Source organism: Curvibacter lanceolatus ATCC 14669, assembly GCF_000381265.1.
In the GTDB taxonomy this organism is placed as follows: domain Bacteria; phylum Pseudomonadota; class Gammaproteobacteria; order Burkholderiales; family Burkholderiaceae_C; genus Curvibacter; species Curvibacter lanceolatus.
On the sequence record NZ_KB906272.1, the window covers coordinates 66,644 to 90,551 of the forward strand.

Genomic DNA, 23,908 nt, shown 5'->3' on the forward strand with positions numbered 1-23,908 from the left:
CCAAAGCCCTTGCAGATGCGCACCACTGTGCTAAAAATGAAGCACTGACCGCGCCCTGCGGCCATGAAAAGAGGGCGTCATGAGCAACAACAAGCCGCTTCGCTTCTGGGAAGTCGATCTGCTGGAGTGGGCCAAGCAGACCCTGATCGACCTGTTCGTGCTGGCCCAGTTCACCTCGGTGTTCCTGTTCCTGACCCTGCCGGTGGTGATTCCGGGCTTGTTGATGTGGGGTTTCCAGATCCTCACCGGCCGCCCCTGAGTGGCGGCTCAGCCCCCGCCCACGCTGCCTGATTCCCCCTGAACTGCCATTTCTTTGGCAGTATTGGCAGTCACTGCCCAGCCACTGCTTGCTTGCCTGCCATGCCCCGCACCCGCCCCCCGCTCCGCCCCACGGCGGCACTGCCCAGCCCGGACGAGCTCAACGCGCTGCTGTCCTTCCTGGAGCACGACCCTGCGCCCATGATGGTGCTCGACCCGGCCTACAACATCCTGGCTGCCAACACCGCCTACCGGCGCCAGTTCGGGGTGGCCGACGCTTCGCCCCTGGGGCGCAAATGCTATGAGGTGTCGCACCACTACGACGTGCCCTGCGACCAGGCCGGCGAGCACTGCCCGATGCGCCACGCGCTGGAGCGACGCCGCGCCGATCGCGTGCTGCACATCCACCACACCCCGCGCGGGCTGGAGCATGTCGACGTCGAACTGCGCCCGATCCAGGACCACCAGGGCCAGGTGATCGCCTTTGTCGAACGGCTCTCCACGCTGCGCAGTGCCTCACCCCAGGTGAGAGCCGACGGCCTGGTGGGGCATTCGAGCGCCTTCACCCAGGCCCTGGCCGCCTTGCAGCGCGTGGCGCCCTCGAACCTGCCGGTGCTCTTGCTGGGCGAATCGGGCACCGGCAAGGATTTGTTTGCGCGCGCCCTGCATGAGGCCAGCGAACGCGCCCACGGCCCCTTTGTGACGGTGGACTGCTCGGGCTTCACCGAGACCCTGTTCGAGAGCGAGCTGTTCGGCTACGAGAAAGGGGCCTTCACCGGTGCCACCCAGCGCAAGAAAGGGCTGGTGGAGACCGCCACCGGGGGCACGCTGTTCCTCGATGAAATGGGCGATGTGCCCTTGAGCATGCAGGTCAAGCTGCTGCGGCTGATCGAATCGGGCACCTTCCGGCGTGTGGGGGGCATCGAGACCCTGCGCGCCGATTTCCGCCTGGTGGCCGCCACCCACAAGCCCCTGGCGCGCATGGTCGAGCAAGGCCAGTTCCGGCAAGACCTGTACTACCGCATCAATGCCTTTCCGGTGCACCTGCCCGCCCTGCGCGAGCGGGCCGACGACATCCCGCTGCTGGTGGAATCCATCCTGGCGCGCAGCCCGGCCGGCAGTCTGCGCTACCGGGTCGACGCCGAGGCGCTGCGCTGCATGCAGCAGTACGCCTGGCCGGGCAACATCCGCGAGCTGCGCAATGTGATCGATCGAGCGCGCCTGTTCGCCGACGATGGCGTGATCGGCCTGGCCCACCTGCCGCCGGACACACTTCAATCCGGCACCCACACCAGCCCATCGGCTGCCACCGCTGCACTGCCAGCCCCGCCGCCACCGGCCGCTGGCCAGACATCCGACGCGCTGCGCGAACTGGCCACGCGCTTTCAGGGCAGCCGCAAGGACCTGGCGCGCCAGCTCGGCCTGAGCGAACGCACCCTCTACCGGCGCCTCAAAGAGCTTGGGCTGGCCGGCCAGCCCTGATCAGCGCGGCACCAGGAAGGCCGACTTCTCCGACACATGGGCATCGCCGCCTTCGGCGCCGATCGAGAAATACACGGTATGCGAACCCGCCGGGGCCGATCCATAAGGCACCTGCAGGCGCACCGGCACCCAGCGCGACTCGGCAGGGCCCACTTCCACCCGTTCCTCGGAGGCCAGCTTCAAGCCCTCCAGACCCGTGGCGCCGAGCCGGTAGGTCTGGGGCTTTTCGGTGGCGTTCATGATCTGCAGCCGGTACACGTTCTCCAGCATGCCGCCCGGGGCGATGCGCGACAGCGCGGCGCGGTCGCGCACCACATCCACGCGCAGCGGGGTGCGCAGCATCAGGTGGGAGAACAGGGCCACGGTCAGCGCCAGCAGCACCGTGGCGTACACCAGCACCCGGGGGCGCATCACGTGGCGCAGGATCTGCGCCCGCGTCCAGCCGTTGCGCACCGCGTTCTGGGTGGAGTAACGCACCAGCCCGCGCGGGTAGTTGAGCTTGTCCATCACGGTGTCACACACGTCGGCACAGGCGCCGCAACCGATGCACTCGTACTGCAAGCCCTTGCGGATGTCGATGCCCGTGGGGCACACCTGCACGCACAGTTCGCAGTCCACGCAGGCACCCAGCTTCAGCGCGGCCGGATCGGCCTTGCGCGAACGCTTGCCACGGGGCTCGCCGCGCGCCTCGTCGTAGGTGACGATCAGCGTGTCCTTGTCGAACATGGCGCTCTGGAAACGCGCATAGGGGCACATGTACTTGCACACCTGCTCGCGCATGAAGCCGGCGTTGCCATAGGTGGCAAAACCATAAAACAGCACCCAGAAGGTCTCCCAGGGGCCCAGGGTGTTGGTCCAGACCTCCAGGCCCAGGGTGCGCACCGGCGTGAAATAGCCCACGAAGGTGAAGCCCGTCCACACGGCCACCGCCAACCAGACGAGGTGCTTGCCGCCCCGCCGCCACAGCTTGTTGAGCGACATTGGCGCCTCGTCCAGCCGGATGCGGGCCATGCGGTCGCCCTCAAAGCGCCGCTCGATCCACAGGAAGATCTCGGTGTACACCGTCTGCGGGCAGGCGTAGCCACACCACAGCCGCCCAGCGACTGCCGTGAACAGGAACAGTGACAGGGCCGAGATCACCAGCAGCCCGGTCAGGTAGATGAAATCCTGCGGGTACAGCACGATGCCGAACAGGTAGAAGCGCCGGGCCCCCAGATCGAACAGCACCGCCTGACGCTGCCCCCACTCCAGCCAGGGCAGACCATAGAAGACGATCTGGGTGAGGAACACCAGGCCCCAGCGCCAGCGCGCAAACAGGCCACTGACCGAGCGAGGGTGGATCTTCTTGGTGGCGGCGTACAGAAACACCTCGGTCTCGTCCGACGGTGCCGCAACGATGGGGATGACTTTGTTCGAGGAAGAAGGCGTGGAATCCATGGCAACCCGGTTCAGTGAGATGCCCATCCGCAGACACGATGCCACACGGATGAGCCGACACGCGCCCGGAGACGTACCGGGCACTCAGATCAAGGCCTCCTAAGGGCAGTTTTCGTGCCAGGACAATCGGCCAAGAAAAGTACTTTAAATACAAAGGCTTAGGCTTGATGCTTGGATTTTGACCGGCCTCTGGCAGTCATTTGACTGCCATCAACTGCCATTTAAGCGCCAACAAACTGCCAAGCACTGCCAAGGGCAAGCGAACGGATGGGCTGCCCAGCGGATCGCTTCGGAAAGAAGCGCAATGCCAAATATCACATTAATCATATACAGATCAAAAACAGATATTTAATTTCATATAAATCATCTGTTGATTGAAAAATGCTTGATGCATTTCATATTTAGTATATATTTCAAATAAATCAACATCTTCAACGCTTGGGATCCAGACACCGAGGCCGTTGCACACTCCGAGCTTGCCCCATGGCACATGTCAACAGTCCAGAGCATCCGCCCTTGCACACGCTGGCCGCAGCCGACCTGAGCCTCCTGCAGCGTCTGCACCAGCAATTGCTGCAAAACTGCCCCGGGGTGTTCCAGGCCGCTGCAAAGCATCTGCTGCAAGAGCCCATCAGCCAGGCACACCGCCCCGACGACGCCTCGGAGACGCAGTTGCAACAACTGCAAACCGCCTACTTCACCAGCCTCACAGAGGGGCCCTATGGCGAGGGCTATCGGCAAAGCCGGGACCAGATGGGTCTGGCCATGGCCCGCCTGGACCTGCCGCCCAGCTGGCTGGCCGAGGCCTACCGGCACTACCTGCAGACCGTGCTTCCCTGCCTGGTGCAGGCCAACGCCGCGCACCCCGACGAACTGCTGAAGCTGATGTTGGCCCTGAGCAAATTGCTGATGCACGACATGGGCTTGACCACCGACGCGCTGCAACGGCATCGCCAGCGCGCATCACCACGGCTGGGCAGTTACGGCGCGGCCTTTGCCGGCCTGCCCTGCGGCACGCTGGTGCTCACCCCGGACCTGAACGTGGTCTTCGCCAACCCGGCGGTGGAAAGCCTGTTGAACCTGCCTGCGGGCAGCCTCCTCGGAAGCGCGCTGCACGACTGGCTGGACGTGACACCCTTGATCACCCTGGCGGAGCAGGTCTTCCAACAGAACCTGGTCTGCGAAACCCTCACGCTGTGCCGCAGCGGGCATCCCCAGGCCCTGGCCATTCCAGTGCGTGCCACCGCGAGCCTTTTGCGCGATGCCCCAGACGGGGGAGAGCCCCACCTGCTGCTGGTGTTTGAAGACCTGCGTCAGCAGACCCGCCTGACGCGTGACCTGCTCAATGCCCAGGCCGTGGCCAGCGTCGGCACCTGGCAGATCGACCTGGCCACCGACGTGATGCTGCTCAGCGCCCAGGCCTGCAGCATCCTGAACTGGCCTGAAGACGAGGTCTGCACCTTCCAGGGCCTGATGGAGCACATTCATGCCGAAGACCGCGAGAGCGTGGAGAAGGCCTGGCAGGCCGCCCTGAACGGCGCCCCGTTTCGGGTGGAGCACCGCATCCAGATTGGGCAGAGGCTGCGCTGGGTGGAGGCGCGTGGCCGTCTGGAATACGACGCCCACGGCCAACCCTTGAAAGGCCACGGCACCTTGCTAGACACCTCGGAGCGCCACCTGGCGGCCGAACACCTGCAGCGCCTGGCGTTCTACGACGTGCTGACCGGGCTGCCGAACCGGACCCATGGCCTGGTGCTGGCGCAGCAGATGCTGGACCGCTGCGAGCGCGCCGGTCGGCAACTGGCCTTGCTGTTCCTCGACCTGGATCGCCTGCAGGAGATCAACGACATCCTGGGTCACGCCATGGGCGACCATGTGCTGCGCGAGGTGGCGCAACGCTGCCAGGCCCTGCTGTGCAAAGACCAGTTGCTGGCACGCATCGGTGGCGACGAGTTCATGGTGGCCTGTGAAATCGACGGCCTGGAAGACGCCCGGCACATCAGCCGCCACCTGATGCACACCCTGGCCCAGCCGATCGGCACCGCAACGCCCCCGGTCGAGGTGGGTGTGAGCATCGGCATGGCGCTGTTCCCCAGCCAGGGGCACACGGTCGAAGAACTGCTCAAGCATGCCGATCTGGCCATGTTCAAGGCCAAATCGTTGGGTGGCGGTCATTGCCAGTTGTATGAGCAGCAGATGAGTGAACGACTGCACCGCCGCAACACCCTGGCCACGCGCCTGGCCAAGGCCTTGAGCCGCGGCGGCCTGCACCTGCATTACCAGCCCAAGATCGATCTGCACAGCGGTCGGCTGACCGGCCTGGAAGCCCTGGCCCGCTGGGACGACCCGGAACTGGGCCCAATCAGCCCGGGCGAATTCGTGCCCGTGGCGGAAGAGCGCGGGCTGATCGTTCAACTGGGGGACTGGGCGTTGCACGAAGCCAGCCGTCAGTGGGCCGCATGGTCCGGGCCCGCCCTGCGGCCGGCCCCGCCGATCGCGGTGAACGTATCGGCCGCCCAGATGAGCGACGAATCCTTTCCGGACCGGGCGACCCAGTTGGTGCGCGCGGCCGGCGCCCGGCCCGAGGCGATCGAACTGGAGATCACCGAGACCGCGATGATGCTCGACCCCGAGCGCGCCCGGCGCGTGGCCAGCCAGTTGGTGGCCGCGGGCTTCAACCTGACACTGGACGATTTCGGTACCGGCTATGCCTCGATGGCGCAATTGAAGAATTTCCCGGTCGGCAAGCTGAAGATCGACATGAGCTTCGTACGTGACATGCTGCGCGCACCCGCCGACCAGGCCATCGTGACGGCCGTCATCAGCATGGCACAGGCCCTTCGTCTGCGCACCGTGGCGGAAGGGGTGGAGACGCCCGAACAGGCACGCACCCTGCTGGCGCTCGGCTGCGACGAGGCCCAGGGCTACCACTACGCACCCGCGCTGCCCCCCCGTCTGCTGGCAGCTGATTGGCTGCCATAGCCGTCGGGCCAATCCAAGTCAAAATAATCAGTACCAGCATTTTTTTCAGAGAAACCAGCACGAAGCCATGCTGGCCCCGGGCTTTACCGGGCCTGCCATGGCCCGGCACCGGCCCGGGTCATGCTTCTCCTGCAAAATGTTTGGTTACGTTGAGCGTCGGCAGCACCATCAGGGGATGGGCCCGAACACGCCACGCCTGTCTGCCAACCGGATGCCTGCCCCATGTGGATCGTCAATATTGCGCTGCGCCGACCCTACACGTTCATCGTGATGGCCTTGCTGATCGTGCTGGCCACCCCCCTGGCGCTGATGCGCATGGCCACCGACATCTTTCCGGAAATCAACATCCCGGTGATCAGCATCATCTGGAACTACTCCGGCCTGTCCGCCCAGGAGGTGGGCACCCGCATCACCAACGTCAATGAACGCTCGCTGACCACCACGGTCAACGACATCGAGCACATCGAGTCGCAGTCGCTGGCCGGCATTGCGGTGATCAAGGTGTTCTTCCAGCCCGATGCCAACATCCAGACCGCGCTGGCCCAGGTGACCTCTTCGGTGCAGGCCATCGTGCGCCAGATGCCGCCAGGCATCACCCCACCGCTGGTGATCAAGTATTCCGCCTCCAGCATCCCGGTGATCCAGCTGGGCCTGGCCAGCCCGTCCATGTCGGAGCAAGGCCTGTTCGATGCCGCCGTCAACTTTCTGCGGCCACGCCTGATCACCATTCCCGGCGCGGCCGTGCCCTTCCCCTACGGCGGCAAGAACCGGGTGGTCTCGGTGGACCTGAACACCCGGGCCCTGCAGGCCAAGGGCCTGACCCCCTCGGATGTGGTGAACGCCATCAATGCGCAGAACCTGATCCTGCCCGGCGGCACGGCCAAGCTGGGCGACACCGAATACACGGTGTCCATGAATGGCTCGCCCGCCAACCTGGAGGGCCTGAACGCCCTGCCCATCCGCTCCAGCAACGGCACCACCATCACCCTCAGCGACGTGGCCAATGTGCGCGACGGCTTCAGCCCCCAGACCAACATCGCGCGCCAGGACGGCAGCCGCGGCGTGCTGCTGTCGGTGCTGAAAAACGGCAGCTCGTCCACCCTGGAGATCGTCACCAAGCTGCGCGAACTGCTGCCCTCGGTGGCCCAAACCCTGCCGCCCGATCTGAAGATCACCCCCTTGTTCGACCAGTCGCTGTTCGTGAAGGCCGCCATCAGCGGGGTGATCCATGAGGCGCTGATCGCCGCCTGCCTGACCGCCGCCATGATCCTGCTGTTCCTGGGCAACTGGCGCAGCACCTGCATCATCGCGGTGTCGATCCCGCTGTCGGTGCTGTCGGCCATCCTGATGCTCTACGCCCTGGGCGAGACCATCAACCTCATGACCCTGGGCGGTCTGGCCCTGGCGGTGGGCATTCTGGTGGACGACGCCACCGTGACCATCGAGAACATCGAGCGCCACCTGCACCTGGGCACGCCGCTGGAGCAGGCGATTCTGGAAGGGGCGGGCGAGATCGCCGTGCCGGCCTTTGTCTCCACGCTGTGCATCTGCATCGTGTTCGTGCCCATGTTCTTCCTGACTGGCGTGGCCCGCTACCTGTTCGTGCCGCTGGCTGAATCGGTGGTGTTCGCCATGATGGCCTCCTACGTGCTGTCGCGCACGCTGGTGCCCACCCTGGTCAAGCTGCTGATGCGCAACGCCCCGCCCGTGGACGACAGCCGGCCGGGCTTCTTCCGCCGCATCTACCTGAGCTTCGACGCCGGCTTCGAGAACCTGCGCGGCGTCTACGTGGTGATCCTGAGCGGCCTGCTGACGCGCCGCGCCAGCTTCATCACCGCCTTTCTGGTGTTCTGCATCGCCTCCTGCGGGCTGTATGGCGTGCTGGGGCGCGACTTCTTTCCGAGCGTGGACGCCGGCCTGATCCGCCTGCACTTCCGCGCCCCGACGGGCACCCGCATCGAAGAGACGGCCCGCCTGGCTGACCGCATCGAAAACGCGGTGCGTGAGCTGATCCCGCCGGAAGAACTGGAGACCATCCTCGACAACCTGGGCCTGCCCTACAGCGGCATCAACCTGTCGTACAGCAACGCGGGCACCATCGGCACGCTGGACGGTGAGGTGCAGATCGCCCTGCGCCATGGCCACGGCCCCACCGACGAGCACGTGAAGCGCCTGCGCGCCGAACTGCCCAAGCGCTTCCCCGGTGTGGAGATCTTCTTCCAGCCGGCGGACATCATCACGCAGATCCTCAACTTCGGGCAGCCGGCCTCCATCGACGTGCAGTTCAGCGGCGCCAACATCGCCGAAAACTACCGCCTGGCCAGCGTGCTGCAGAGCAAGGTGCGGCAAATCGATGGCGCGGTGGACGTGCACATCCAGCAGCGCATCAACCAGCCGACCAAGAAGCTCGACATCGACCGCGCCCAGTTGCAGCAACTGGGCCTGAACGCCAACAACGTGGCGCAGAACCTGCTGGTCTCGCTGTCGGGCAGCTTCCAGACGGCGCCGGCCTTCTGGCTGAACCCGGCCAACGGCGTGGTCTACAGCATCGCAGTGCAGACCCCGCAGTACCAGGTCGATTCGCTGGACAACCTGCTGCAGATCCCGGTGGGCGTGCCCATCACCAACAGCGTGCCGACGGGCAGCACCGCGGCCGCCCAGCCGCCCGCCCAGCTGATGAGCAACCTGGTCACCGTGCGCCCCACCCGCGAGCAGACCGTGGTGTCGCGCTACAACATCCAGCCCGTGGTGGACGTGTTCGTGAGCGTGTCCGGGCGCGACCTGGGCAGCGTGGCCGCCGAGGTGCAGCAGGCCATCGACAGCATGAAGGCCGACCTGCCCCGGGGCAGCAGCGTGAAGATGCGCGGCCAGGTGGAAACCATGCAAAGCTCCTACCTGGGCCTGGGCGTGGGCCTGATCATGGCCATCGTGCTGGTGTACCTGCTGATCGTGGTCAACTTCCAGTCCTGGGTGGACCCCTTCATCATCATCACCGCCCTGCCGGCCGCACTGGCCGGCATTGCCTGGATGCTGTTCCTGACCGCCACCACGCTCAGCGTGCCCGCGCTCACCGGGGCCATCATGACCATGGGCGTGGCCACGGCCAACAGCATTTTGATGATCTCGTTTGCCCGTGAGCGCCTGCTGGACGGTGCGCCGCCCCTGTCGGCCGCGCTGGAAGCCGGCACCACCCGGCTGCGCCCGGTGCTGATGACGGCCCTGGCCATGATCATCGGCATGCTGCCCATGGCCGTGGGCCTGGGCGAAGGCGGTGAGCAGAACGCGCCACTGGGCCGCGCCACCATCGGCGGCCTGCTGTTTGCCACCGTCTCCACCCTGTTCTTCGTGCCTGTGGTGTTTGCCGCAGTGCACCGCGCCCTCGAACGCCGGGCCGCCCGCCGACTTCAAGCGGCCGCCCCCCTCTCCGCCCAAGGAAATGCCTGATATGAGCCACGCGCAGCGACACTCTTCCATCGGAATCCACGGTCTGCACCAGCACGAAGGGGCCCACAACATCAAGCGCATCCGGCTGCTGCGGCGCGCGCGCTGGGCCGCCCTGGGCGTGCTGCTGGTGCTGGGGGCCGGCGCCGCCCTGGTGATGACCGAGCGGGCCGCCCAGGCCAAGGCCCTGGCGGCCAGCACGCAGGAAAACGCCAAGGTGCACGTCTACGTGGTCTCGCCCCGCCCCGGCCGCGGCCAGCAGACCCTGCAACTGCCGGGCAGCCTGCAGGGCTACATCGAGACGCCCATCTACGCGCGCAGCAGCGGCTACGTCAAACAGTGGTTCAAGGACATCGGCGCGCGCGTCAACAAGGGCGACCTGCTGGCCGAGATCGCCACCGGCGAGATCGAACAGCAATTGGCCGAGGCCCGGGCCAACCGGGCCCAGGTGCAATCCAACCTGCAACTGGCGCGCACCTCGTTCGAGCGCTGGCAGGGTCTGCGCGCCCGCGATGCCGTGTCGCAACAGGAACTCGATGAGCGCCAGAACACGCTGAAGCTGGTGCAGGCCAACCTGGCCGCCAGCGAGGCGGTGGTGCAACGCCTGGAGCTGCAGCTGTCTTACAACCGCATCGTGGCACCCTTCAGCGGCGTGGTCACCAAGCGCAACATCGACGTGGGCAGCCTGGTGGACGCCGGCAACGGCGGCGCGCCCAAGCTGCTGTTCACCCTGTCGCAGACCGATGTGCTGCGCCTGTACGTGTCGGCACCGCAGAGCTTTGCCCCGCGCATCAAGGCCGGTCAGGAAGCCCAAGTCACCCTGTCTGAGCTGCCGGGCCAGACCTTCACCGGCAAGGTGGTGCGCACCGCTGGCGCCATCGACCCCGCAACTCGCACGCTGCAGGTGGAGATCAACCTGCCCAACCCCGACGGCAAGCTGCTGCCGGGCTCGTATGTGCAAGTGGCCCTGCAGGCCGCCGGCGCCGACAAGCCGCTGCTGACCGTGCCCAACAACGGCCTGCTGTTCCGCCCAGAAGGCACGCTGGTGGCCACCGTGGTCGACGGCAAGGTGCAGCTCAAGAAGGTGACCCTGGGCCGCGACCTGGGCGTGCGCATCGAGATCCAGAGCGGCCTGTCGCCGCAGGACAAGCTGATCATCAACCCGCCCGACTCGCTGGCCGAGGGGGACGCCGTGGTGGCCAGCGACGCGCCGGTGCCGGCCAACAACAAGGAAGGCGGCAAGGACGGCGCCGGCAAGGATGCCAAGCCCGACACCAAGCCCGCGACAACCCCCGAAGCCCCGGCCAAGGCCGAGCGGAGCGCTTCATGAAAGCCCCCGCGCTGCACCGCCTGGCGCGGCACGGCGCCTGGCTGGGCCTGGCCCTGCTGGGCGGCTGTTCGGCCGTGGGGCCCGACTATGTGCGCCCAGCCACCGCGGCCCCGGCCCACTGGCAGGCCGAAGCCGGCTGGCAGGCCGGCCAGCCGCGCGACGACGAACTCAAAGGCCCCTGGTGGCTGCTGTACGCCGACGCCACGCTGCAGGGCCTGGTCGACACCGCCCTGAAGCAGAACAACACGCTGGCCCTGGCCCAGTCACGCCTGGACCAGGCCCGTGCCCAGACCGACTCGGCCCTGGGTGCCCTGCTGCCCCGGGTGGGCCTGCAGGCCGGCACCTCGCGCTTTCGCACCTCGGCCAACCGGCCGCTGAGCAGCTACACCAGCGCCAACAGCTCGGTCGAGCAAAGCGACTACCAGACCGCCCTGACCGTGAGCTACGAGGTGGACCTGGCCGGCCGGGTGCGCCGCCAGCTGGAAAACGCCCGGGCCGCCCAGGCGCAATCGGGTGCCGATTTCGAGAACACCCGCCTGGTGCTGACCGCCCAACTGACCAGCAGCTACCTGGCCCTGCGCGGGCTGGATGCCGAGATCGACGTGCTGAACCAGACCTTGAAGGCGCAGCGCCAGACGCTGGACTTCGTCACCGCCCGGCACGACCTGGGCAGTGTCTCGGGCATCGACCTGGAACAGCAGCAAGGCCTGGTCTCGGGCACCGAGGCCCAGCTGCAGGGCCTGCGCGACAGCCGGGCCCGCTTCGAGCACGCGATTGCCACGCTCACCGGCCAACCGGCCCCCAGCTTTCAACTGGCCGCCGACACCCGCCTGCCCGAGCCGCCGCAGCTGCCCCTGGGCACACCGGCCTCGCTGCTGGAGCGCCGCCCCGACATCGCCAGCGCCGAGCGGGCCATGGCCGCGGCCAATGCCCAGATCGGCATTGCCACCAGCGCCTACTACCCCAGCCTGACCCTGAACAGCCTGTATGGCGACGACAGCAACGGCTTCAGCAAGCTGTTCTCGGCCCCCAGCCTGCTGTGGTCACTGGGCCTGAGCGCCACCCAGACCCTGTTTGACGGCGGCCGCACCACGGCGGCGGTGAACGTGGCCAAGGCCGGCTACCAGCAGGCCAACGCCACCTACCGGCAGACCGTGCTGCAGGCCTTCCAGGAGGTGCAGGACAGCCTCACCACCCAGGCCGCGCTGCGCGAAGCCCAGCGCTCGCTGCAGCAGGCCGTGAAAAGCGCCGGCAAGGTGCTGGAGCTGTCGCAGGCCCGCTACCGGGCCGGGGCCTCCAGCCTGCTCGAGGTGGTGCTGGCCCAGCAGACGCTGCTGGGCTACCAGCGCCAGCAGGTGCAGAACCAGAGCCAGCAGCTGCTGACCTCGGTGCAGTTGATCAAGGCCCTGGGCGGCGGCTGGAAAGCCACCGACACCCCGCAGGGCCTGGCCGCTGCCGCCCGTGTGGCTCAGGACTGAACGAGCAGCCCGCCTGAATCAAGACTGGAAGCGCGGCGCGCGCTTCTCGACAAAGGCACGCACCGCCTCGAAGTGGTCTTCGGTGGTGTGGGCCAGGGCCTGGTAGGCGGCCGACAGCTCCAGCAACGACTCCAGCGAGCTGCGCTCGCCCTCGCGCAGGAGGCGCTTGGTCATGCGCAGCACGCCGCCCGGGTTGGCGGCGATCTTGCCGGCCAGGGCGCGGGCCGCCGCCATCAGTTGATCCGCCGGCACCACGCGCGAGACCAGACCACAGGCCAGGGCCTCGGCGGCGCCGATGGCCTCACCCGTGAACGCCATCTCGGAAGCCTTGGACAGGCCCACCACCCGCGGCAGCAGCCAGGCGCCGCCATCGCCGGGCACGATGCCCACGCGCACAAAGCTCTCGGCAAAGCTGGCGCCCTCGGCGGCAATGCGCAGATCGCACATGCAGCACAGGTCCAGCCCGGCACCGATGGCGGGCCCGTTGATGGCCGCGATCACCGGCACGTCGAGCTGGTACAGGGCGCGCGGCAGGCGCTGGATGCCCTGGCGGTATTCCTCGCGGATGGCGTCGGGGGAGGGCCGGTCGCGCTCGTAGCGCTGCATGTCCTTGACGTTGCCGCCCGAGCTGAACACCGGGCCCTCGCCGGTCAGAATCACCACCCGCACGCCCGGGTCGCGGCGCACTTCATCACAGGCCTGCACGAACTCGGCCACCGCGGTGTTGCCGGTCAGCGCATTGCGCGTGGCGGGCTGGCTCATGGTGAGGATGAGGACCGCGCCCTCGCGTTCGGATTTCAGGAAAGGGGTCGAATCAGTCATGGGGAACTCCGGTAACAGGTCATGCGTTGAGCGGGCTGGCATCGGTGAGCTGGCGCAGCAGGTCCAGCGTCAGGCCCTCGTGCCCGTTCACCAGCGCCTCGCCCAGCACGCCCTGCCAGTGCGATTCGCTGCCGCCGGCCTGGCGCCAGGCGTGCAGGCGGCGCGTGTAGAGCTGCAGGTCGAACTCGGCGGTGAAGCCGATGGCGCCATGGATGGCATGCGCCAGCGCCGCCACCTCGGGCGCGGCCTCGCTGCAGCGCGCCTTGGCCAGCGCGGCGCGCAGCGGATCGGGCGCCTGCACGGGGCCCTGGCAGCCCAGGCGAGCGGCCATGCGCGAGGCGAACACCAGTTCGGCCATCACGCTGAGCTGGTGCTGGATGGCCTGGAACTTGCCGATCGGGCGGCCGAACTGCTGGCGCTCGTTGGCATGCTGCAGGCTGCGCTCGAACACCGCCCTCATGGCGCCAGCCATCTGGGCCGCGTACAGCACGGCCTGCAGCTCGCGCAGCGGCGGCAGGGCGCCGGGCCAGGCGGGCGCTGCCTGCCAGGTGGCCAGCGGCCAGCTCAGCGTGGCCTCCTGGGCCAGCCCGGCGGCTTCCACCCGGGCCTCGGCCACCGGCAGCAGGGCACAGCGGTCGAGGTGGCGCAGCAGCACATGGCTGGCCACGCGGGCACAGGGCACGCCGGTGCAGACGAGGCGCTCCCCGTCGTCCAGCGCCTGGGCGGCCAGCGTGAGGGGCCCCTCGGGCCAGGCCAGGCCGGCCTGGGCCAGCAGGCCGCGCGCCAGCAGGGTCTCGCCCAGCGGCACGGGCAGCGCGAACTCGCCGCACAGGGCCAGCAGGCCAAAGGCCTCGCCCAGCCCGAGGCCGGCGCCGCCCTGGGCCTCGGGCAGCAGGGCATCGGCAAAGCCCGAATCGTGCAGGGCCTGCCACAGGGCCTGGGCCGGGCCACCGGCCTCGACGGCGCGCACCACGGCCGGGTCGGCGTGGGCCTGCAGCAGGGTGCGCAGCGAGGCGGCAAAAAGGTCTTGCTCGTCGTTCATCAAACGGCCTTTCTCGATGGGGTGGTCAGGCGGCGCATCAGCGCAGCCCCAGGCCGCGCGCGATCATGCCGCGCAGGATGTCGCGCGTGCCGCCACGCAGCGAGTACGAGGGCGCCACCTGGATCACATAGTTCAGCGTGTGCAGCAGGCCCAGGGGCACGCTCTGGCCCTCGGCCAGGCGGGTGCCCAGGTCGTCGGCCAGGGCGGCCGGGATCAGCTGCTCGACGCCGGTGCCCAGGTCTTTGACCAGGGCCGACTCGACCACCGGGCTGTCGCCCCGCGCCAGCCGCCCGGTGACCGCCACCGACATGGCACGCAAGGGCGCCAGTTGGGCCAGCACCCGGCCGGCCAGCCGCAGGGCCGCCGTGTTGCGTTGCGGGTGGGTGGCGGCGTCCTGCCGCACAAAAGCCAGCCATTCGTCGAACAGCACGATGCTGGAGTACAGGCGCTCGGGCCCGCTGCGCTCAAAGGCCAGCTCGGCCGTCACCTGGGCCCAGCCCTGGCCCTCGGCCCCGATCAGGGCTTCGGGCGCCAGCGCCACCTCGTCGAAGAAGACCTCGCAGAAATGGCGGTCGCCCGATTGATCGGTGATGGGCCGCACCGTGACCCCGGGCAGCGACAGGTCGACGATGAATTGCGACAGGCCCTGCTGGCGGTCGCCGGCCTCGCCCGAGCTGCGCACCAGCGCGATCATGTAATGGCAGTGGTGGGCGTTGGTGGTCCAGATCTTCTGGCCGTTCAGGCGCCAGCCGGTGTCGGTGCGGGTGGCGCGGCTGCGCACGCTGGCCAGGTCGGAGCCGGCGCCGGGCTCGCTCATGCCGATGCAGAAGAAGGCCTCGCCGCGGCAGATGGCCGGCAGGTAGTGACGCTTCTGCGCCTCGGTGCCGTATTTGAGGATCAGCGGGCCGCTCTGGCGGTCGGCAATCCAGTGCGAGCCCACAGGGGCGCCAGCGTTGAGGAACTCTTCCACCAGCACATAGCGGGCATAGGGGCTGCGCCCGCCGCCGCCATAGGCGGTGGGCAGGGTGATGCCCAGCCAGCCCTGCGCGCCCAGCGCCCGGCTGAAGGCCGGGTCGTAGCCCGACCAGGAGCGCGCCCGGGTGACGCCGGGCACGCCACGCAAGGCCTCAGCCAGAAAGGCCCGCACGGGGGCGCGCAAAGCCTCGTCCTCGGCGGGGATGGGGGTCAGGTCCAGAGAGTCGAGGGCACTCATTCAGCAATCCTTGTGAGGTGACATGAGGCGAGGCGATTCATGCCAGCACCCCTTGTTGCGTCAGTTGATCGAGTTCGGCCTCGCCCAGGCCCAGGCGCTCGGCCAGCACGGCACGGGTGTGCTGGCCCAGGGTGGGCGGGGCGTGGCGGTATTGCACCGGGGTGTCCGACAGGCGGATGGGGCTGGCCACCAGCGGGATGTCGGCCCCGGGCACCGGGTGCGGCAAGTGGGTGATCACGCCGCGCGACTGCAGCTGAGGGTCGGCAAACACCTGGGCCATGTTGTTGATGGGGCCGCAGGGCACGCCGGCCGCCTCCAGCCGCGCCACCCAGTCGGCCGTGGTGTGCCTGACCGTGCATTGGCGCAGCAGCGGGATCAGCGTGGCGCGGTGGGCCAGGCGGGCGCTGTTGCTGGCGTAGCGCGGGTCTTGCGCCCACTCGGGGTGGCCGGCCTCGGTGCAGAAGCGGGCGAACTGGCTGTCGTTGCCGATGGCCAGGATCATGTCGCCGTCGGCGGTCGGGAAGTCCTGGTAAGGCACGGTGTTGGGGTGGGCATTGCCCATGCGCTGAGGCAGCTGGCCGCTGTAGAGGTAGTTCATGCCCTGGTTGGCCAGGCAGGCCACCTGCACATCGAGCAGGGCCAGGTCGATGTGCTGGCCGCGCCCGGTCTGATCCCGGGCGCGCAGGGCGGCCAGCACCGCGGTGCTGGCGTACAGGCCGGTGAGGATGTCGGTCAGCGCCACGCCCACCTTCAACGGGCCGGCCCCGGGCTCGCCCTCGGGCCGGCCGGTGACGCTCATCAGCCCGCCCATGCCCTGCATGAGAAAGTCGTAACCCGCACGGGCGGCGTAGGGCCCGGTCTGGCCAAAGCCGGTGATCGAGCAGTACACCAGGCGCGGGTTGAGCGCGCACAGGGTCTGGGCATCGAGGCCGTAGGCGCGCAGGCCGCCGACCTTGAAGTTCTCGATCAGCACATCGCTGCCCTGCGCCAGGCGACGGATCAGCTCCTGCCCCGCGGGCTGGGTCAGGTCGACCGCGATGGAGCGCTTGTTGCGGTTGGCGCACAGGTAGTAGGCCGACTCGTGGCTGGCCTCGCCCAACGCATCCTTCAAGAAGGGCGGGCCCCACAGCCGGGTGTCGTCGCCGACACCCGGGCGCTCGACCTTGATCACCTCGGCACCCAGGTCGCCCAGGGTCTGGCTGGCCCAGGGGCCGGCCAGCACACGCGACAGGTCGAGCACGCGCAGGCCGGCCAATGCGCCCACGTTGGATGGAGCGGGTGTGGCCTGGTCGGTGCTCATTGCAGCTCCACCCGGGCCTTCTGGGCGATGCGTTTCCAGAGCTGGATCTCGCTGGCCTGGAAGGCGCGCATCTCCTCGGGCCCGCCCGACATCACCTCGGCGCCCAGGCGTTCGTAGAACTCGCGGGTCTCGGGCAGGCCTTCGATGCGGGTGAACAGCGCGGCCAGGCGCTCGACCTCGGCGCGCGGGGTCTTGGCCGAGACCATGGCGGCCACCCAGGTGTAGGCGCTGAAGCCGGGCAGGCCGGCCTCGGCGGCGGTGGGGATGGTGGGCAGCGCCGGCACGCGGCGCTCGGAGGCCACGGCCAGGGCCTTGAGTTTGCCGCCCTTGATCAGCTCCTGGGCGCTGGTGGTCTCGGCAAAGGCAAATTGCACGGTGCCGCCCACCACGGCGGTCACCGCCTCGCCCGCGCCCTTGAAGGGCACGTGGTGGGTCTGCACCCGGGCGGCGTCGTTGAACAGCTCGGCCATCAGCTGGTAGCCCGCCGAGCCGGCGCCGTAGTTGAGCGCATCGGGCCGGGCCCGAGCGGCGCTGATCAGGTCGCCCAGGGTCTGCTGCTCGGCCTGGCCGGGCACCACCAGCAAGGCGGGTGAGCGCATCAGCATCGACAGGGGCGCAAAGTCGGCCACCGGGTCATAGGGCAGCGACTTGAACAAGGCGGCATTCACGGCCAGGGTGGAGTTGCTGCCCACGAACACCGTGCTGCCATCGGCCGGGGCCGCCAGCACGGCGCGCACCGCGATGAAACCGTTGCCGCCGGCCCGGTTGTCGACCACCACCGGCTGGCCACTGAGTTCGGTGAGCTTGCGGGCGAAGTAGCGCGCCGAGGTGTCGGTACCGCTGCCGGGCGGAAACGGCACCACGAAGCGGATGGGCCGGTTGGCCGCATCGGGCAAGGGGGTGAGATGGGGCGCGCTCGCCTGGGCGCGCGCCCAAGGGTGGCTCAGCGCCAGGCAGGTGCCCAGGGCCAGGCCCAGGGCGAGCAGGGTTTTGCGTTGCATGGAGGGTCTCCAGAGTTCGGCATCGCTCAGTCGAGGGCGGCGCCGGTCTGGCGCACCACCTCGGTCCAGCGGCGGATTTCGCTGTCGATGTAGGCGCCGTATTCGGCCGGGGTCGAGCCCAGGGGCTCGGCGCCCTGTTGGGCCAGCTTGGCGCGCACATCGGGGCTGGCCAGGGCCTTGAGCAGCTCGGCGTTGAGCCGGCTCACGATCTCGGGCGGGGTGCGCGCCGGCACCAGCAGGCCCTGCCAGGCGCCCACCTCGAAGCCCGGGGCCACGGTCTCGCTGAGGGTGGGCACCTCGGGCAGCACGCTGGTGCGCTTGAGGCTGGTGACGGCCAGGGCGCGCAGGCGCTTGTCGCGGATGAAGGGCAAGGCCGAGTTGACGGTGTCGGTCATGAACTGCAGCTGCCCGCCCACCAGGTCGGTCAGGGCCGGCGCGCTGCCTTTGTAGGGCGCATGGGTGGCCTGCAGGCCCTGCCCCTTGAGCAGCAGAAAGGCGCCCAGGTGGGTGATGTTGCCGTTGCCTGCCGAGCCGAAGGTGAGCCGCTCGCCCTGGGCCCGGGCGTAGGCCAGGAACTCGGCAGGCGTGTGCACCGGCAGCGAGGGGTGCACCACCAGCACCAGGGGGATCACCGCGGTGAGGGCCACCGGGGCAAAGTCGGCGCGCACGTCGTAGCTGAGCTTCTTGTACAGCGCCGGGCTGAGCGCCACAGCCGAGGTGTTGTAGAACAGGGTGTAGCCGTCGGCCGGGGCGCGGGCCACCATCTCGGCCGCGATGTTGCCGTTGGCGCCGGGGCGGTTGTCGACCAGCACCGACTGCCCCAGTTGCTCGCCCAGCTTCTGCGCCAGCACGCGGGCCACCAGATCGGTCGGGCCGCCGGGCGGAAAGGCCAGCACCAGGCGCAAGGGCTTGTCGGGGTAGCGGGAAGACGCCGGGGCCGCCTGGCCCAGGGCCAGGGAGGACAAGCCGGCCAGCGCCAGGCCGGCCAGGGTGCGTCGCAAAAAGGGTCTGGGCTGCATGCCGGGGCTCCTGGGTGTCATTCGATGCGTCATTCGGGTCGCCCGGCCAACAGGCGCTTGGCGGTGTAGTGCATGACCTCGATCTCATGCTGGTTGAAGACCATGATGTCGGAGCTGACCACCGCCCGACCCTTGGCCGAGGTGGGGCGCACCTCGGTCACGGTGATGCGGGCGTGGATGGTGTCGCCCACCCGCACCGGGTGCAGGATCTTCTGGTGCAGCTCCAGCATGGCCAGGCCGGTGCCCTGGATCAGGGTCTGCAGGATGAAGCCCTCGATCAGGGTGTAGGTGAGCGCGCCGGGCACAGGGCGGCCGGCGATGGCGCCGCCGTCGAACTCGGCATCGATGAAGATCGCCTCCAGCATGCCGGTGCACGAGATGAAATTGACCAGATCCGTCTCGGTGATGGTGCGCCGGAAGGTGCGAAAGGCCTGACCCACCGACAGGTCCTGCCAGTGGAAGCCCTGGCCCAGAAGCGGTGGTGGAGGGGGTGGCGATGGGGGCGTGTTGTGAGGCATGGCGAGTCCTGTTTCAAGCATGGGTTGGAGGGGCCTGCACTGCGCCGGTGGCCAGCCAATCGTTCAAGGTGTCGGGTGGCACGCCGGCCTCGCGCAGCACTTGCACCGTGTCGGCCCCCAGGCGCGGTGGCAGGCCGACCGGGGCGCGCTGGCCATCAAAACGCGGGGCCACGCCGGGAAAGCGCAGCGCGCCCATGGCCGGGTCGTCGATCGGCTCGAAAAAGCCGGTGGCCTGCAGGTGCGGGTCACGCTGCAGGTCTTGGAGCTGGTTCATGCGCGCCACCGGCACCTCGATGCGCTCACACAGGGCCAGCCAGTGGGCGGTGTCGTGCCGTGCCACCAGGCGGCCGGTGGTCTCGTACAAGGCCTCGATGTGGCGGGTGCGGGCCGCCATGCTGGCAAAGCGCGGGTCCACCGCCAGAGCGGGCTCGCCCACCGCCTCGAAGAAGCGGCGCCAGTGGGCGTCGGTGTAGGGCATCAGGCAGACGTGGCCGTCGGCCGTGGCGTAGGGGCGGCGCCAGTCGGCCAGCACGCGCGGGTAGCCCGGGGCCGAGCGCGGCGGCTCGAAATGCTCGCCATAGAAGTGCTCGACCAGGTTGAAGCCCACCATGGTCTCGAACATGGGCACCTCGACAAAACCACCCCGCCCCGTGGCCTGCCGCTTGACCACCGCGGCCACGATGGCCAGGGCGGCCACCAGGCCGCAGGTCTTGTCGGCGGCGATGGTGGGCAGGTAGCGCGCCACCCCGCTTTGCGCCTGCATCAGCGCGGCGCTGCCCGACAGGCCCTGGATGATGTCGTCGTAGGCCGGCTTGCCGCTGTAGGGCCCGCCGTCGGCAAAGCCATGCAGGCCGGCAAACACCAGGCGCGGGTGGCGCTGGCACAGCGTGGCCGGGTCCAGCCCCAGCGGGGCCAGCTTCTGCGGCCGCATGCTGTGCATGAACACATCAGCCCCGGCAATCAGGACCTGCAGCGCGGCCCGGCCGCCGGCCTGCTTGAGGTCGATCACCACGCTTTGCTTGCTGCGGTTCACGCCCAGAAAGATCGCCGCCATGCCGGCCTCGGCGGCCGGGCCGGTGTGGCGCGTGGAGTCGCCCTCGGGCGGCTCCACCTTGATCACCTCGGCGCCCAGGTCGGCCAGCCACTGGCTGGCGTAGGGGCCCATCACCACCGCGCTGGCATCCACCACGCGCAGGCCCGCCAGTGGCTGGGCCGCTTTGTTTGTCTCCGTCATGGCGATCGACTGTAGGAATCGCTTGTCAGGGCGTCCAATATTGATTAGCGTCGTTCCAATACCGTTCGAGTATCAAAATGAACCTCAGGCAACTGGCCCAATTTGTCGATCTGGCCGAAACCGGCAACTTCCACCGCACGGCCGAGCGCCTGCACATGGCCCAGCCCCCGCTGTCGGTGTCGATCCGCAAGCTGGAGGACGAGCTGGGCGGCGCCCTGTTCGACCGCACGCCGGCCGGCGTGGTGCTGACGGCGGCCGGCCAGGCCATGCTGGCCGATGCCCGCCAGGCGCTGGCCCACGCGGCCCAGTGCCGCCAACGGGTGACGGCGGCCTTGCATGGGCTGGGGGGGTTGCTGCGGGTGGGCTTCATCGGCACGGCCACCTACTCGCTGCTGCCACGGCTGATCCCGAGTTTTCGCGCCCATTACCCGAAGATCGAGCTGGAGCTGACCGAGTCGACCACCCAGGCCGCACTCGATGGCCTGGCCGCCGGGCGGCTGGACGTGGGCCTGGTGCGCTACCCGGTGCTGACGCCCGGCGACTGCGAATTCACCGTGCTGGAGCGCGACGAATTCATGCTGGCCGTGCCCGGCAACAGCCCGCTGGCCCGGCGCAGCGCGATCGCCCTGTCGGCGGTCGCGCAAGAGCCCTTCATTCTTTACGAGCAGGCCCGGGTGCCGGGGCTGTTTGCGCTGGCCATGCTGCGCTGTCAGCACTCGGGCTTCAGCCCGCGCGTGGCCCAGCAGGCGATGCAGGTGGCCACCATCCTGAGCCTGGTGGAAAGCGGCCTGGGCCTGGCCCTGGTGGCGGGCGTGGCGCGGCACCAGATGCGCCGGGGCGTGAAGCTGCTGCGCCTGACCGACACCCCGGCCGACGCCCGACTCGACATGGCCCTGGCCACCCGCCCGGACCACGGCAACCAGTTGGTGAGCACGTTTGCGGCGCACGCCATGCGGGTGGCCCAGGAAGCCACCGACGCGCCATGAAACACAGGTTTGCGGAATTTGTTCACAGGCGCGTCAAGACCTTCCAACTAGACTGATCTCACGTTAATCAAGCGCCTGCGGGCCAAGAGAGGATCACCATGGGTTTGTTCGATCAGGTACTGAGCACCGTCGGGGGCCTGGCGGCCCAGCAGGGCGGCGGCGCGGCAGGCGGCTTGCCCGAGGTGGTGCTGCATTGGCTCAATGACCCGCAGACGGGCGGCCTGTCCGGCTTGGTGAAGACGTTTGAACAGCAAGGGATGGCCCATGTGGTCGCCTCGTGGATCTCGAATGGGCAGAACCTGCCCATCGATGCCCATCAGCTGCAGGCCGTGCTGGGCAGTGACACGGTGCAGCGCCTGGCCGGCCAGCTGGGCCTGAACCCGGCCGAGCTGTCGGGCCAGTTGGCGCAGTGGCTGCCCCAGATCGTCGATCGGCTGACGCCCCAGGGGCAGTTGCCGGCCCAGGGCGAGTCGCCCTTGGTGGCCGAAGGGCTGAGCCTGCTCAAAGGCCTGCTGGGCTGATCCGTTCTGAAGCCTCAGGCCAGAAACAAGGCCTGCAGGTCGCTCAGAAAATCAAAGCCCCGCTCGGTGGGCTTGACGCGGGCGAAGTCGCGCTCGATCAGGCCCTTGCGTTCGGCCTCGTCCAGGCCGGCAGCGATGGCCGACAGGGGCAGGCCGGTGCGGTCGCAAAAATCCTGCAGGGCAAAACCCTCGCGCAGGCGCAGCGCGTTGAGCATGTACTCAAACGGCAGTTCGCTGCGCTTGACTTCGGTCTCTTGCGCGATGGCCTCGCCGGCCAGGGCCTTGTCCATGTACAAGCGCGGCTCGCGCACCCGCACCTGGCGGACGACGCGGTGGGCGAAGCTGAGCTTGCCGTGCGCCCCGGCGCCGATGCCCAGGTAGTCGCCAAACTGCCAGTAGTTGGTGTTATGGAAGCAGCCATGGCCGGGCTGGGCATAGGCCGACACCTCGTAGCGCTGCATGCCGCGGCTGGCGGTGCGCTCGGTGATCAGGTCCAGCATGGCGTAGGCGGTGTCGTCTTCGGGCACCACGGGCGGGTACTTGGCGAAATAGGTGTTGGGTTCGATGGTCAGGTGGTAGACCGAGAGGTGTGGGGGCGCCAGCGCCAGCGCGGTGTCCAGGTCTTGCGAGAAATCGTCCAGGCTCTGGCCGGGCAGCGCGTACATCAGGTCGAGGTTGAAGGTGTCGAAGGCGCTGCGCGCCTCTTCCACCGCCGCCAGGGCCTGGGCGCGGTCATGCACCCGCCCCAGCGCCTTGAGATGCTGGTCGTTGAAGCTCTGCACCCCCACCGAGAGGCGGGTCACGCCGGCCTGGCGGAAGGCGCGGAAACGGTCTTTCTCGAAGGTGCCGGGGTTGGCCTCGAGGGTGATCTCGCACTCGGCCTCCAGGCGCAGGCGGGCCCGCAGGCCGCTGATGAGCTGGTCGATCGATTCAGGCGAGAACAGGCTGGGCGTGCCGCCCCCGATGAAGATGCTGTGCACCGAGCGGCCCCAGACCAGGGGCAGCGAGGCCTCCAGGTCGGCCATCAGGGCGGCGATGTAGCGCGCTTCAGGCGCGGGCGCGGGTTCACCGCCCTCGCCTCGGAACTCGTGCGAGTTGAAGTCGCAGTAGGGGCACTTCTTGAGGCACCAGGGCAGGTGCACGTACAGCGACAGGGGTGGCAGCGCGGGCAGGCTGAGGGTGCCCGGGCGCATGTAGTGGGCCAGGTCGGGGGTGCTCACGCGGTGGCCTCCGGCAGCCAGTTGGCGCGCATGAGCTGCAGCATCTGCTGGGCCGCCCGGCCGCGGTGGCTGTGGGCGTTCTTGACCTCGGGGGGCAACTGGGCAAAGGTCTGGCCGAACTCGGGGATGAACATCACCGGGTCGAAGCCAAAGCCATGCTCGCCCACCGGCTGGCGGGTGATCTGGCCCACGGCACGGCCCACGGCGATCAGGGGCTCGGGGTCTTCGGGCGAGCGCACGGCCACCAGGGTGCTGACCAGGGCGGCACGGCGTTGTTCGATGCCCTGCATCTGCTCGAGCAGGGCGCGCACATTGTTGTCGTCGCCCTTGGGGTAGCCGAACTGGGTGGCGTAGTAGGCGGTGTCGACACCGGGCAGGCCGCCGAAGGCGTCCACGCACAGGCCGGCGTCATCGGCCAGGGCCGGCAGGCCGCTGTGGGCGCTGGCATGGCGTGCCTTGGCCAGCGCATTTTCGACAAAGGTGCGAAAGGGCTCAGCCGCTTCGGGGATGCCGAGCTCGCCCTGGCGCACCAGTTCGACGCCCAGGGGGGCGAACAGGGCTTGCAGTTCGGCCAGCTTGCCTTGGTTGTTGGAGGCCAGGACCAGTTTCATGACAGCGTTCTCA

At 68.5% G+C, this 23,908-nt stretch carries 19 protein-coding genes; 8 read left to right on the plus strand and 11 right to left on the minus strand.

The annotated features are described in order from the left end of the window. Positions 1 to 79 precede the first annotated feature (79 nt). Together F624_RS0125085 and F624_RS0125090 are read left to right on the plus strand one after the other, a co-directional pair. Positions 80 to 259 (plus strand): hypothetical protein, encoded by a 180-nt coding sequence (locus F624_RS0125085; protein WP_019577134.1) that lies wholly within the window; start codon positions 80 to 82, stop codon positions 257 to 259. A gap of 101 nt (positions 260 to 360) precedes the next feature. After that, the gene (locus tag F624_RS0125090; protein ID WP_019577135.1) at positions 361 to 1,740 is read left to right on the plus strand and encodes a sigma-54 interaction domain-containing protein; all 1,380 of its coding nucleotides are present in this window, start codon (positions 361 to 363) and stop codon (positions 1,738 to 1,740) included. Here F624_RS0125090 and ccoG read toward each other — a convergent pair whose 3' ends face one another. Then, positions 1,741 to 3,177 carry a cytochrome c oxidase accessory protein CcoG gene (gene ccoG / locus F624_RS0125095; RefSeq protein ID WP_031256220.1) on the minus strand — a complete coding sequence of 479 codons (1,437 nt, stop codon included), beginning with the start codon at positions 3,175 to 3,177 and terminating at the stop codon, positions 1,741 to 1,743. 483 nt (positions 3,178 to 3,660) lie between these two features. On the opposite strand from ccoG, the gene F624_RS0125100 reads away from it, so the two are divergent. The 4 genes from F624_RS0125100 to F624_RS0125115 all read left to right on the plus strand — a co-directional run bounded on the left by F624_RS0125100 (position 3,661) and on the right by F624_RS0125115 (position 12,408). Next, complete coding sequence (locus F624_RS0125100; RefSeq protein WP_051107514.1) at positions 3,661 to 6,159, plus strand: EAL domain-containing protein; 2,499 nt, start codon at positions 3,661 to 3,663, stop codon at positions 6,157 to 6,159. Between the two features lie 222 nt (positions 6,160 to 6,381). Next, positions 6,382 to 9,603, plus strand: coding sequence for an efflux RND transporter permease subunit (locus F624_RS0125105; RefSeq protein WP_019577138.1), 3,222 nt, complete (start codon positions 6,382 to 6,384; stop codon positions 9,601 to 9,603). Between the two features lies 1 nt (position 9,604). Next, positions 9,605 to 10,930 carry an efflux RND transporter periplasmic adaptor subunit gene (locus F624_RS0125110; RefSeq protein WP_157443632.1) on the plus strand — a complete coding sequence of 442 codons (1,326 nt, stop codon included), beginning with the start codon at positions 9,605 to 9,607 and terminating at the stop codon, positions 10,928 to 10,930. Next, complete coding sequence (locus F624_RS0125115; RefSeq protein WP_019577140.1) at positions 10,927 to 12,408, plus strand: efflux transporter outer membrane subunit; 1,482 nt, start codon at positions 10,927 to 10,929, stop codon at positions 12,406 to 12,408. Before F624_RS0125110 ends, F624_RS0125115 begins: the two co-directional genes overlap by 4 nt. Positions 12,409 to 12,426: 18 nt before the next feature. Here the strand turns inward: F624_RS0125115 and F624_RS0125120 are convergent, their stop codons facing one another. Genes F624_RS0125120 through F624_RS0125155 form a run of 8 tightly spaced genes read right to left on the minus strand, consistent with a single transcriptional unit; the run spans position 12,427 to position 20,557 of the window. Continuing rightward, a complete protein-coding gene (locus F624_RS0125120) occupies positions 12,427 to 13,230 on the minus strand; it encodes a crotonase/enoyl-CoA hydratase family protein (protein ID WP_019577141.1) in 804 nt (267 codons plus the stop codon). A gap of 19 nt (positions 13,231 to 13,249) precedes the next feature. Next, positions 13,250 to 14,272 carry an acyl-CoA dehydrogenase family protein gene (locus tag F624_RS0125125; protein WP_019577142.1) on the minus strand — a complete coding sequence of 341 codons (1,023 nt, stop codon included), beginning with the start codon at positions 14,270 to 14,272 and terminating at the stop codon, positions 13,250 to 13,252. 37 nt (positions 14,273 to 14,309) lie between these two features. Continuing rightward, positions 14,310 to 15,485, minus strand: a complete 1,176-nt coding sequence (locus F624_RS0125130) for an acyl-CoA dehydrogenase family protein (protein WP_019577143.1) — start codon at positions 15,483 to 15,485, stop codon at positions 14,310 to 14,312. 37 nt (positions 15,486 to 15,522) lie between these two features. Next, a complete protein-coding gene (locus F624_RS0125135) occupies positions 15,523 to 16,785 on the minus strand; it encodes a CaiB/BaiF CoA transferase family protein (protein WP_019577144.1) in 1,263 nt (420 codons plus the stop codon). Then, entirely contained in the window at positions 16,782 to 17,786 is a 1,005-nt protein-coding gene (locus F624_RS0125140; protein WP_019577145.1) for a Bug family tripartite tricarboxylate transporter substrate binding protein, read from the minus strand. The genes F624_RS0125135 and F624_RS0125140 overlap by 4 nt, the downstream gene beginning before the upstream one ends. 26 nt (positions 17,787 to 17,812) lie before the next feature. Next, positions 17,813 to 18,805: a Bug family tripartite tricarboxylate transporter substrate binding protein gene (locus tag F624_RS0125145; protein ID WP_019577146.1), complete on the minus strand. Its 993-nt coding sequence runs from the start codon at positions 18,803 to 18,805 to the stop codon at positions 17,813 to 17,815. 29 nt (positions 18,806 to 18,834) lie between these two features. Then, the gene (locus F624_RS0125150) at positions 18,835 to 19,323 is read right to left on the minus strand and encodes a MaoC family dehydratase (RefSeq protein WP_019577147.1); all 489 of its coding nucleotides are present in this window, start codon (positions 19,321 to 19,323) and stop codon (positions 18,835 to 18,837) included. Positions 19,324 to 19,336: 13 nt separating this feature from the next. Further along, complete coding sequence (locus F624_RS0125155) at positions 19,337 to 20,557, minus strand: CaiB/BaiF CoA transferase family protein (RefSeq protein ID WP_019577148.1); 1,221 nt, start codon at positions 20,555 to 20,557, stop codon at positions 19,337 to 19,339. Between the two features lie 77 nt (positions 20,558 to 20,634). Between F624_RS0125155 and F624_RS0125160 the strand changes: the two genes are divergently transcribed. Beyond that, entirely contained in the window at positions 20,635 to 21,543 is a 909-nt protein-coding gene (locus tag F624_RS0125160; protein WP_019577149.1) for a LysR family transcriptional regulator, read from the plus strand. Between the two features lie 98 nt (positions 21,544 to 21,641). Then, positions 21,642 to 22,064 (plus strand): YidB family protein, encoded by a 423-nt coding sequence (locus tag F624_RS0125165; protein ID WP_019577150.1) that lies wholly within the window; start codon positions 21,642 to 21,644, stop codon positions 22,062 to 22,064. 14 nt (positions 22,065 to 22,078) lie between these two features. On the opposite strand, the gene hemW is transcribed toward F624_RS0125165, so the two are convergent. Continuing rightward, complete coding sequence (gene hemW, locus F624_RS0125170) at positions 22,079 to 23,257, minus strand: radical SAM family heme chaperone HemW (protein WP_084679660.1); 1,179 nt, start codon at positions 23,255 to 23,257, stop codon at positions 22,079 to 22,081. A gap of 23 nt (positions 23,258 to 23,280) precedes the next feature. After that, complete coding sequence (gene rdgB / locus F624_RS0125175) at positions 23,281 to 23,895, minus strand: RdgB/HAM1 family non-canonical purine NTP pyrophosphatase (protein ID WP_019577152.1); 615 nt, start codon at positions 23,893 to 23,895, stop codon at positions 23,281 to 23,283. Positions 23,896 to 23,908 lie beyond the last annotated feature (13 nt).

What these genes read in the sequence shown, in the direction of transcription:
- F624_RS0125140 (WP_019577145.1), bottom strand. Translation starts at nt 17,786, where the DNA reads ATGCAACGCAAAACCCTGCTCGCCCTGGGCCTGGCCCTGGGCACCTGC.
- F624_RS0125120 (WP_019577141.1), bottom strand. Translation starts at nt 13,230, where the DNA reads ATGACTGATTCGACCCCTTTCCTGAAATCCGAACGCGAGGGCGCGGTC.
- F624_RS0125165 (WP_019577150.1), top strand. Translation starts at nt 21,642, where the DNA reads ATGGGTTTGTTCGATCAGGTACTGAGCACCGTCGGGGGCCTGGCGGCC.
- F624_RS0125100 (WP_051107514.1), top strand. Translation starts at nt 3,661, where the DNA reads ATGGCACATGTCAACAGTCCAGAGCATCCGCCCTTGCACACGCTGGCC.
- F624_RS0125125 (WP_019577142.1), bottom strand. Translation starts at nt 14,272, where the DNA reads ATGAACGACGAGCAAGACCTTTTTGCCGCCTCGCTGCGCACCCTGCTG.
- F624_RS0125105 (WP_019577138.1), top strand. Translation starts at nt 6,382, where the DNA reads ATGTGGATCGTCAATATTGCGCTGCGCCGACCCTACACGTTCATCGTG.
- F624_RS0125085 (WP_019577134.1), top strand. Translation starts at nt 80, where the DNA reads ATGAGCAACAACAAGCCGCTTCGCTTCTGGGAAGTCGATCTGCTGGAG.
- F624_RS0125145 (WP_019577146.1), bottom strand. Translation starts at nt 18,805, where the DNA reads ATGCAGCCCAGACCCTTTTTGCGACGCACCCTGGCCGGCCTGGCGCTG.
- F624_RS0125110 (WP_157443632.1), top strand. Translation starts at nt 9,605, where the DNA reads ATGAGCCACGCGCAGCGACACTCTTCCATCGGAATCCACGGTCTGCAC.
- F624_RS0125150 (WP_019577147.1), bottom strand. Translation starts at nt 19,323, where the DNA reads ATGCCTCACAACACGCCCCCATCGCCACCCCCTCCACCACCGCTTCTG.
- F624_RS0125115 (WP_019577140.1), top strand. Translation starts at nt 10,927, where the DNA reads ATGAAAGCCCCCGCGCTGCACCGCCTGGCGCGGCACGGCGCCTGGCTG.
- F624_RS0125090 (WP_019577135.1), top strand. Translation starts at nt 361, where the DNA reads ATGCCCCGCACCCGCCCCCCGCTCCGCCCCACGGCGGCACTGCCCAGC.
- rdgB (WP_019577152.1), bottom strand. Translation starts at nt 23,895, where the DNA reads ATGAAACTGGTCCTGGCCTCCAACAACCAAGGCAAGCTGGCCGAACTG.
- F624_RS0125155 (WP_019577148.1), bottom strand. Translation starts at nt 20,557, where the DNA reads ATGACGGAGACAAACAAAGCGGCCCAGCCACTGGCGGGCCTGCGCGTG.
- hemW (WP_084679660.1), bottom strand. Translation starts at nt 23,257, where the DNA reads ATGCGCCCGGGCACCCTCAGCCTGCCCGCGCTGCCACCCCTGTCGCTG.
- F624_RS0125135 (WP_019577144.1), bottom strand. Translation starts at nt 16,785, where the DNA reads ATGAGCACCGACCAGGCCACACCCGCTCCATCCAACGTGGGCGCATTG.
- ccoG (WP_031256220.1), bottom strand. Translation starts at nt 3,177, where the DNA reads ATGGATTCCACGCCTTCTTCCTCGAACAAAGTCATCCCCATCGTTGCG.
- F624_RS0125130 (WP_019577143.1), bottom strand. Translation starts at nt 15,485, where the DNA reads ATGAGTGCCCTCGACTCTCTGGACCTGACCCCCATCCCCGCCGAGGAC.
- F624_RS0125160 (WP_019577149.1), top strand. Translation starts at nt 20,635, where the DNA reads ATGAACCTCAGGCAACTGGCCCAATTTGTCGATCTGGCCGAAACCGGC.